At 66.7% G+C, this 7,572-nt stretch carries 5 protein-coding genes and 4 pseudogenes; 3 read left to right on the top strand and 6 right to left on the bottom strand.

Features of this window, described 5'->3' with window-relative positions; all coding sequences use genetic code 11:
- Positions 1-126, top strand: a pseudogene (locus AB0F01_RS30145) (IS5/IS1182 family transposase); the annotation flags it as partial.
- Between the two features lie 53 nt (positions 127-179).
- On the opposite strand, the gene AB0F01_RS30140 reads toward AB0F01_RS30145, so the two are convergent.
- Positions 180-551, bottom strand: coding sequence for a hypothetical protein (locus tag AB0F01_RS30140; protein ID WP_362102286.1), 372 nt, complete (start codon positions 549-551; stop codon positions 180-182).
- A 175-nt stretch (positions 552-726) separates the two neighbouring features.
- Here AB0F01_RS30140 and AB0F01_RS30135 point away from each other — a divergent pair.
- Positions 727-1,956: pseudogene (locus tag AB0F01_RS30135) on the top strand (IS701 family transposase).
- Positions 1,957-3,625: 1,669 nt separating this feature from the next.
- Positions 3,626-3,847, top strand: a complete 222-nt coding sequence (locus tag AB0F01_RS30130) for a hypothetical protein (protein ID WP_362102284.1) — start codon at positions 3,626-3,628, stop codon at positions 3,845-3,847.
- 141 nt (positions 3,848-3,988) lie between these two features.
- Here AB0F01_RS30130 and AB0F01_RS30125 read toward each other — a convergent pair whose 3' ends face one another.
- From AB0F01_RS30125 to AB0F01_RS30105, 5 genes and pseudogenes are all read right to left on the bottom strand, one after another.
- The gene (locus AB0F01_RS30125) at positions 3,989-4,471 is read right to left on the bottom strand and encodes a flavin reductase family protein (RefSeq protein ID WP_362102281.1); all 483 of its coding nucleotides are present in this window, start codon (positions 4,469-4,471) and stop codon (positions 3,989-3,991) included.
- A 217-nt stretch (positions 4,472-4,688) separates the two neighbouring features.
- Entirely contained in the window at positions 4,689-5,642 is a 954-nt protein-coding gene (rfbB, locus tag AB0F01_RS30120; RefSeq protein ID WP_362102278.1) for a dTDP-glucose 4,6-dehydratase, read from the bottom strand.
- Positions 5,639-6,706 carry a glucose-1-phosphate thymidylyltransferase gene (locus tag AB0F01_RS30115; RefSeq protein WP_362102275.1) on the bottom strand — a complete coding sequence of 356 codons (1,068 nt, stop codon included), beginning with the start codon at positions 6,704-6,706 and terminating at the stop codon, positions 5,639-5,641. The genes rfbB and AB0F01_RS30115 overlap by 4 nt, the downstream gene beginning before the upstream one ends.
- 106 nt (positions 6,707-6,812) lie before the next feature.
- Positions 6,813-7,142 (bottom strand): annotated as a pseudogene (locus tag AB0F01_RS30110) (dTDP-4-dehydrorhamnose 3,5-epimerase family protein); the annotation flags it as partial.
- Positions 7,039-7,371, bottom strand: a pseudogene (locus AB0F01_RS30105) (sugar nucleotide-binding protein); the annotation flags it as partial. The pseudogenes AB0F01_RS30110 and AB0F01_RS30105, both read right to left, overlap by 104 nt.
- Positions 7,372-7,572 lie beyond the last annotated feature (201 nt).

Here is a 7,572-nt window from a genome sequence, read left to right as displayed (position 1 = left end):
GTGGAGCACGTCTTCGCGCGGATGAAGGGTTGGAAGATCCTTCGCGACTGCCGACTGAAAGGCGACGGCGTCCACCACGCCATGCTCGGCATCGCCCGCCTCCACAACCTCGTCCTAGCCGGGTAACGCAGAAACCAGCAGGCCACCAGGCACGTCAAAGATCATTTACGGGACAGCCCTTAGTAAGCGGGGACAACAGGCAGCGGAGCAGGGTGAGCCCGGATTCGTTTCCGCGCTTCACGCGCTCCTCCCCTGTGGGGCTTCGTGAAGCGTGACGGGAAGCTGCTCTGCCAGCTCCATCTCCCCGTACCCTCGAACATCCCACGGACCGTGCGCAGAAGGTCGCCTCGGTCTTCCGCACTGAGATTGGTGAGGAAGGTGTGCAGGAGCTGGGCAATCACCACCCATTGCGCCTGGGGATGCCATTGCTGGGCGTCCCGGACGATCTCGTTGATGTCGGTGCCCGGTGGCAGAGCACCGTGCTGCGCGTTCTGTTCCAGCATCAGGTAGAGCCGGGCCTTTGCCGGCGTGCGCAGGATCTCGTCCTGCATGAATCTGATCCGGGCCGCGGTCTGTTGTCGCGCGATGTCCTCTAGTACTCCAGTTGCAGTTCGCTATCTCTGCTGGTCAGAGGCGCCTTCTTGAGTCTATTGGGCTGCCGTGGCGTCAGGTGCCGGAAGTTCGTAACCTCCACCGTCGCGGTCCGTTGTGATTGTCATGCAGGATGTGCGGCCCGACGTCTGGTCGGCGGAGTTGGAAGAGGTGCTTGTTCGGGTCGGTCACCGGTTCGGGCGAGTGGACCTACGGCGGCAGATGCGGGCCTACATCCATGGCCTGCTCGGTCCGGTGGGCCGGAAGAACAGCTGGCAGCTGGCCGAGTACGCAGGCCACCGCACCCCTGCGGGTCTGCAGAATCTGCTGAACCGTGCACGCTGGAGTCCTGACGAGGTGCGTGACGACCTGCAGGAGTACGTCGCCGAGGAGCTCGGGGAGCCGGACGGTGTGCTGATCATCGACGACACCGGCTTTCTGAAGAAGGGCACGGTCTCGGCCGGCGTCCAGCGGCAGTACTCGGGGACTGCCGGCCGTACGGAGAACTGCCAGATCGGGGTCTTCGCTGCCTACGCTTCCCGGTACGGACGGGCACTGGTGGACCGGGAGTTGTATCTGCCGAAGTCCTGAATCGGCGACCGGGACCGCTGCGAGGCGGCGAAGATACCCGACGACCGCGACTTCGCGACCAAGGGCGATCTCGCCAAAGCCATGATCCAGCGGGCCCTGGCCTCGCCACTGCCCATCGCCTGGGTGACTGCGGACTCGGCCTATGGCCAGGAATGGCGGCTGCGGCGGATGCTGGAGGAAGCCGGCGTCGGCTACGTCCTGGCCGTCCCGAAGTCCCAGCCCGTCCCCGCGCTGGGCCGGATCGATCTCGTCATCGCCCAAGCACCGGACGAGGCCTGGGAACGTCATTCCTGCGGTGACGGGGCGAAGGGGCCGCGCGTCTACGACTGGGCCGCGGCGAAACTGCCGATCATCTACGACTTCGACGGTGATCAGCCCACGCACGACCGGTGGGTTCTGGCCCGCCGCAGCCTCGCCCGGCCGGAAGAGATCGCCTACTACCTCGCCTACGCACCCGTCGGCACCGAGGTTGCCGAGCTGGCCCGGATTGCCGGCAGCCGGTGGGCGATCGAGGAGTGCTTCCAGGCCGCGAAGAACGAATGCGGCCTGGATCAGTACGAGGTCCGACGCTATCCGGGCTGGTACCGGCACATCACCCTCGCGATGCTGGCCCACGCATTCCTCGCGGCCATGTCCGCCACCGCAACGACGGCAAGGGGGGTCGCGGAAACGGTTCCTGTGACCTTGCACCCCTCACCGTGGCAGAAGTCCGGCGGCTCCTGGCAGTTCACCGTCCCCCACCGACACACCGGCGGAAAACCGATCACGCGCTGAGCTGGTCCTGGTGGCGGCGCCGCCACCAGGCAACCTCCCGACGCTGCCACTACCGTCGCCGCCACGGTGGAGGTTACGAACTTCCGGCACCTGACGCCACGGCAGCCCAATAGACTCAAGAAGGCGCCTCTGACCAGCAGAGATAGCGAACTGCAACTGGAGTACTAGAGCTGTTTCGCGGCGCAGCTGGGCCATGCGCTCAGCGCTGGAGCGGGTGTGGTCGTCTACCTGTAACGAGACCTGAACCCGCAGGATCTCGATGCCCTCTGTCTGCCACGGCGTTCGCCGCCGCAGCTCGTAGTTGATGTCCTGCTCCGTGGCCTCCGCACACAGAACGCTGCGCTGTTTGGCCATGTCCTGTGCCAGCAGCCGCACTTGGCGTCCTGCATCACCGTAAGCAGTCGCGGTGCTCGGCCCATCAGCAGGACGGCACCATTCGAGTCGCATGGTGGCGGTGAAGGTCAGTTCGTCGTCTCTGCTGTCGAGGAAGTCACAGAACTCGCGGACCCATGTGAGTCGTTCGGCCTTCCGGCCCTTGGCGTCACCTCGGCGCATGAGTGGGCTCACGCCTCGTCCGAGCGATGGGCTGCTCTCGGGTGGTACTTGGCGACGGAGCGGCTGCGGTCGTGGTCCAGAAGATCCACCAGTTCGTGCCGCAGCCGTACCCGGTCCGCATCGACCTTCGGTGCAGGAGAGAGAGGGCTGCCAGGCGTACAGGAGATCACGCAGCCGATGTCGCAGTCGGCGCCCTAGCGCTGGGGCTTCCGTGCTGACGGCTCCGCGGAGTACTCCGAAGATCAGGTGCTGAAGGCTGGGGTTGCCGTGAGCCGCGTCCATCCAGAGGCTCAGAACGGCCTGGACATGCTGACCAGTAGGATTCCAGGAACGGACCTCGTCCTCGGTATGTCTCGTCGGCTGTACAGCGCGTGCCGCGAACTCGCTGGATTGGAACGCCGCGTCGCGGAAGAAGCTCGCCGGATGCGCCCCGAATACCCGCCCTACATAAGCGGATTGCCACACCACCTGATGTCCGTTCACTGGAGTCGCCACTTCGTCGGATCACCGACGATGCAGATCGGCAAGGGAGTGACACGCGATACGCACAGCAAGCGGCCGAGGCTCGAAGCCTGGTGCAGCACCTCAGGACTGAGCAGAGGAGCGGCTACCTGACAGCTGTTCGGCGTGGCTTCACAGAAGGGAGCGAGCGGACGAGGGAGCAGCGCATCGACCTCAGCCCTGAGCCCGCGATCCCCGCCCGCGACGGATACCTGGAGGCGGAAACCACAGACACGCACCTCGCAGTCGAGGACAGCCCTCGATCTGGAAGAAGGGTGAAGCGCTGCATTCCTGCGCAGTGACAACTGGGCCGAAGATCAAGTCATTCAGGTCGGCAGGCCGAAGGTGCGGGTCTCGGGCGACGTCTGCGGGACGGGTACCTTCGCTGCGCAGAGCAGTGAACGACTTGGCCAGTACCTGGGAAGTCTCGCGGGCGACTCCGCTCCGCGGCGCTGACTTGCGGTAGCCGAGTCGGCCCGGTTCCACAGTGGGTCCGGTACTGCCACTCGGTGGTCAGGCCCGGTTCGTGCCACCGGTGGGCGAGCGCCATGGCTGCGACCTTCCAGCGGCGCTTGGCCTGGAGGATCCAACTCGTGCTCGCGCCATACGGCGCGTGGGCGAGAACGTCCGCCCGCTGCATGAGGAACGCGGCGACCGCCTGGTCGACCTGTCCGCGACTGCGTGCGATACGGACGGCGAGCCCGGGCAAGGCATGCTGATGCCGCTGACCGACACCGAGCGACTGGACGAAGATCCCGGGGGCGGGCCCGCCACCGCCGCAAGGTCCTGCGTCAGTGGCGCCAACTCCCGCTCCTCCACCCACTTGTCGACGTAGGACCGGAAGCTCACCGCGCCGGCCTCTGGATCCCTCCACTCGCCCGGCGGGTCTCCGTCTGCTTCTCAGCGAGCCAGTCGGGCCTTGAATCAAGACCCGGGGTACTGCGGACGAGCACCTGATACGTGGGTTTGCCTGGTGTCAGTTGGCAAGCCGTGCGTAACGGCCGGAGTGGAAGATCAGAGGGCTGCCGTCTTCGACGGCGGACCACTCCACGGCACCTGCGACGACCAGCTCGTGGTCGCCTGCCTGGTGAATCGTGCCGATCCGGCAGTCCAGCCAACCGAGACCGTCTGCCAGCAAAGGGTGCCCTGCTGGTGTCCGTACCCATTCGCGGCCCGCGAAGCGGTCGACTCCGCGGGCCGCGAAAGCCCTGCAGACAGCCTCGTGTTCCTCGCTGAGGATGGTGACTGCGAAGCTTCCCGTGGTCCGGATGGCGGGCCAGGTGGTGGACGTGTTCGCCGCGCACAGGGCGATGAGCGGCGGGTCGAGGGACACAGAGGTGAAGGAGTTGGCGGTCATGCCGACCGGTCCCCTGTCGGATTCCGCGGTGACGAGGACAACTCCGGTGGCGAAGCGGCCGAGCAGGTCTCGGAAGGAACGTTGGGTCAGCTGAGTGGACATCACTGTCTCCGCATTTGGTCTGGGGTCGGCCGGTCCACCCGGGCGGGCGCGCATGGGGTGACCAGGCATCGGGCCCCGGGCAGAGCTGAGTCACAGACTTCTGAAAGCCGAAGGCTGTCCCGCAATCCGGCAAAAGCATTACGGGTTCTTCCTTGCCGGGCCGGGTCATCCCGTTTGATATGACTCGCCATCCCGACGGCCGTCCGGTCGTTCCCGCTCAGGGGCCGCAGCGCTCGCGATACCATGCGACGGACTCGGCGAGCCCGGACATGAAGTCGCGCCGGGGTTCGTAGCCGAGTTCCCGGCGAATCTTCGACCAGTCCACGGAGTAGCGAAGGTCGTGGCCTTTGCGGTCGGCGACTAGCTCCACCCGATCCCATCCGGCGCCGCAAGCCGCAAGCAGGGCTCCGGTCAGTTCCTTGTTGGTCAGTTCCGTACCGCCGCCGATGTTGTAAATTTCGCCTGGTCGGCCTCGGGTAAGCACCGCGATCAGACCACGGCAGTGATCGTCGACGTGGAGCCAGTCCCGGATGTTCTCACCGTCGCCGTACAACGGCACGTTCTCACCGCGCAGCAGCCGAGTGACGAAGCGCGGGATCAGCTTTTCCGGGAACTGGTAGGGGCCGTAGTTGTTTGAGCAGCGCGTGACGCGCGCGTCGAGGCCGTGGGTACGGTGGCAGGCGAGGGCCAGTAGGTCGCTGGATGCCTTGGACGCGGAGTACGCCGAGCTGGGCGTCAGGGGGTCGTGCTCCGTCGCGCTTCCGAACGGCACGGAACCGTACACCTCGTCCGTCGAGACGTGCACGAAGGGCTCCGTGCCGTGCCGCAGCGCGGCGTCCAGCAGGGTCTGCGTGCCCAGCACATTGGTGTGGACGAAGGGACGGGCGGCAACAATGGAGCGGTCCACGTGGGTTTCGGCCGCCAGGTGGACCACGGCGTCGTGCTCGGCCATCAGCCGGTCGACCACCACCACATCGGTGATGTCGCCTTGCACGAAATGGAACCCCGGGTGATGCCGCACGGCATCCAGGTTGTCCAGGTTTCCGGCGTACGTCAGGCTGTCGAGCACGGTCACCTGCACGGCACCGAGCGGCCGGTCCGGGGCGAGAACCGTGCGGACCAGGTGCGAGCCGATGAAACCCGCACCACCGGTGATCAAGATTCTTTTCATGACGGAATCTGCACCTTGCTGTGGTCGCCGAGCAGCATCCGGTAGGCATGCGGGGCACGGGTGGCGGGCACGATCTCCACGTTACGGCCGATCACCGACGTCTCGATGCGGCGTACCCCATCGATGGTCGCGCCGGGCAGCACAATGGAGTACTCGATCTCACTGCCAGAGATCGAGCAGTTCTCCGCGATGGAGGTGAAGGGGCCGATGTACGAACCGGTGACAGTGGTGCCGGGTCCGATCACCGCCGGCCCCACCACGCGCGAGCCGCGCACTGTGGCGCCCTCGGCGACGACAACCCGGCCGACGATCTCGCTGTCCGCATCGACCGTGCCGTCGCAGCGGGACGCGACCCGGTCCAGCACCAGCCGGTTCACCTCCAGCATGTCCATGGCGTTCCCGGTGTCCTTCCAGTAACCGGACACAGTGGAGGACCGGACATCGGCACCGTCGTCGATGAGCCGTTGGAGGGCGTCGGTGATCTCCAACTCGCCTCGAGCGGATGGTCGGATGGCGGCCACCGCCTTGTGAATCGCCGGGGAGAAGAAATATACGCCGACCAGTGCGAGATCGCTCTTGGGGAACTCGGGCTTCTCCTCAAGTGCCGTCACCCGGCCGGCCTCGTCCAGGGTCGCCACCCCGAACGCGCTGGGATCGGGTACCCGGGCGAGCATGATCTGCGCGTCCGGCCGGGAGGCCCGGAACTGTCGAGCCTGCTCCGCGATCCCGCCGAGCAGGAAGTTGTCCCCGAGGTACATGACGAAGTCGTCGGAGTCGAGCCATGGCCGGGCCGTGGCCACGGCGTGAGCCAGGCCCAGAGGCCGGTCCTGACGGATGTAGGTGGCGTTCAGGCCCCAACGCGATCCGTCCCCGACCGCGGTGCGTATCTCCCGCTCGGTGTCCCCGACGATGACGCCCACCTCGGTCACCCCTGCCTCGGCGATTCCTTCCAGGGCGTAGAACAGAACGGGTTTGTTGGCCACGGGCACCAGCTGCTTGGCCGATGTGTGGGTCAGCGGACGCAGCCTGGTTCCGGATCCTCCGGAGAGGACGAGCGCCTTCACAGCGGCTCCTCGGGGTCGGTCGGGAGGGGGCACCGCGCCGGACGGGACGGTGACGCACGTGTGGTTTGGGGCACGGCCCGGCCGCCTCGGCGGCAGCGAGGCCGGGTGCCGAAGCGTTCTTCGCGGACGGCACTGGCGGGATGTCACCGTCCCAGGCGGTGCCCAGGAGCGGGTCGAAGAGGTTCACGGCGTGTTCGCGAGAGGCGTCGTAGCCGGAGGTGGTGAGGTAGACCACTGCCGCGTCCTCCGTCAGGGCCTGGAAGCCATGGCCCAGACCGTCCGAGAGGAAGACCGCCCGCCTGTTGTCCGCACCCAACGCGCAGTCCGGGGAAGACGTAGTCAGTGGACACGTGCAGCAGCCGGGCACCGTGGGCAGCGCAGCCGTGAGCGAGATGCCGCGCACCGTCGGCGTTGGCTCGCCGCGTCTGCTCGTCATGGGACTTGACCGCGTCCACGTCCGTCCACGCGGCGCGGTTGACGACGATGTCAGGGCGCCGGTGCCGCGGGGTCTCGTTGACGGCCCGGGCGTCAATCACGTCCAGGCGGTCCCGGCCGAGTGGCACGAAGTCCGTGCCCCGGGCGGTCAGCTGAGCGTTCACCTCGCGTCCGAGCCGCCCGTCGGCGCCCGCGATGAGCCACCGGCCGTCCGGTAAGGGGGAATTCATGAGGCCCTCTTTGCTGAACACGCGGCGATGTTAGGCGAGTCGGCGCGATGCCAGCAACGCTTTCCGAAATGCCGGCACCACCGCTTCCGGCGCTTTCGGACGATGCGTGTACGTCGTGCGAGTAATCGCCGGGGAGTGCTCCTGAATCCGCTCCTGCCGTTGTTTCCGGAGGAAATCGGGGTGCCCGCGCATTCTTGCTTC

Origin of the sequence: Streptomyces sp. NPDC029526, from assembly GCF_040637405.1 — a bacterium.
Lineage (GTDB): Bacteria > Actinomycetota > Actinomycetes > Streptomycetales > Streptomycetaceae > Streptomyces.
This window is presented reverse-complemented; position numbering and strand designations above follow the sequence as displayed.

Bases quoted from the DNA above. Each gene is read 5' to 3' on its own strand.
- AB0F01_RS30140 (WP_362102286.1), bottom strand. From the start codon at position 551: ATGCAGGACGAGATCCTGCGCACGCCGGCAAAGGCCCGGCTCTACCTG.
- AB0F01_RS30125 (WP_362102281.1), bottom strand. From the start codon at position 4,471: ATGTCCACTCAGCTGACCCAACGTTCCTTCCGAGACCTGCTCGGCCGC.
- rfbB (WP_362102278.1), bottom strand. From the start codon at position 5,642: ATGAAAAGAATCTTGATCACCGGTGGTGCGGGTTTCATCGGCTCGCAC.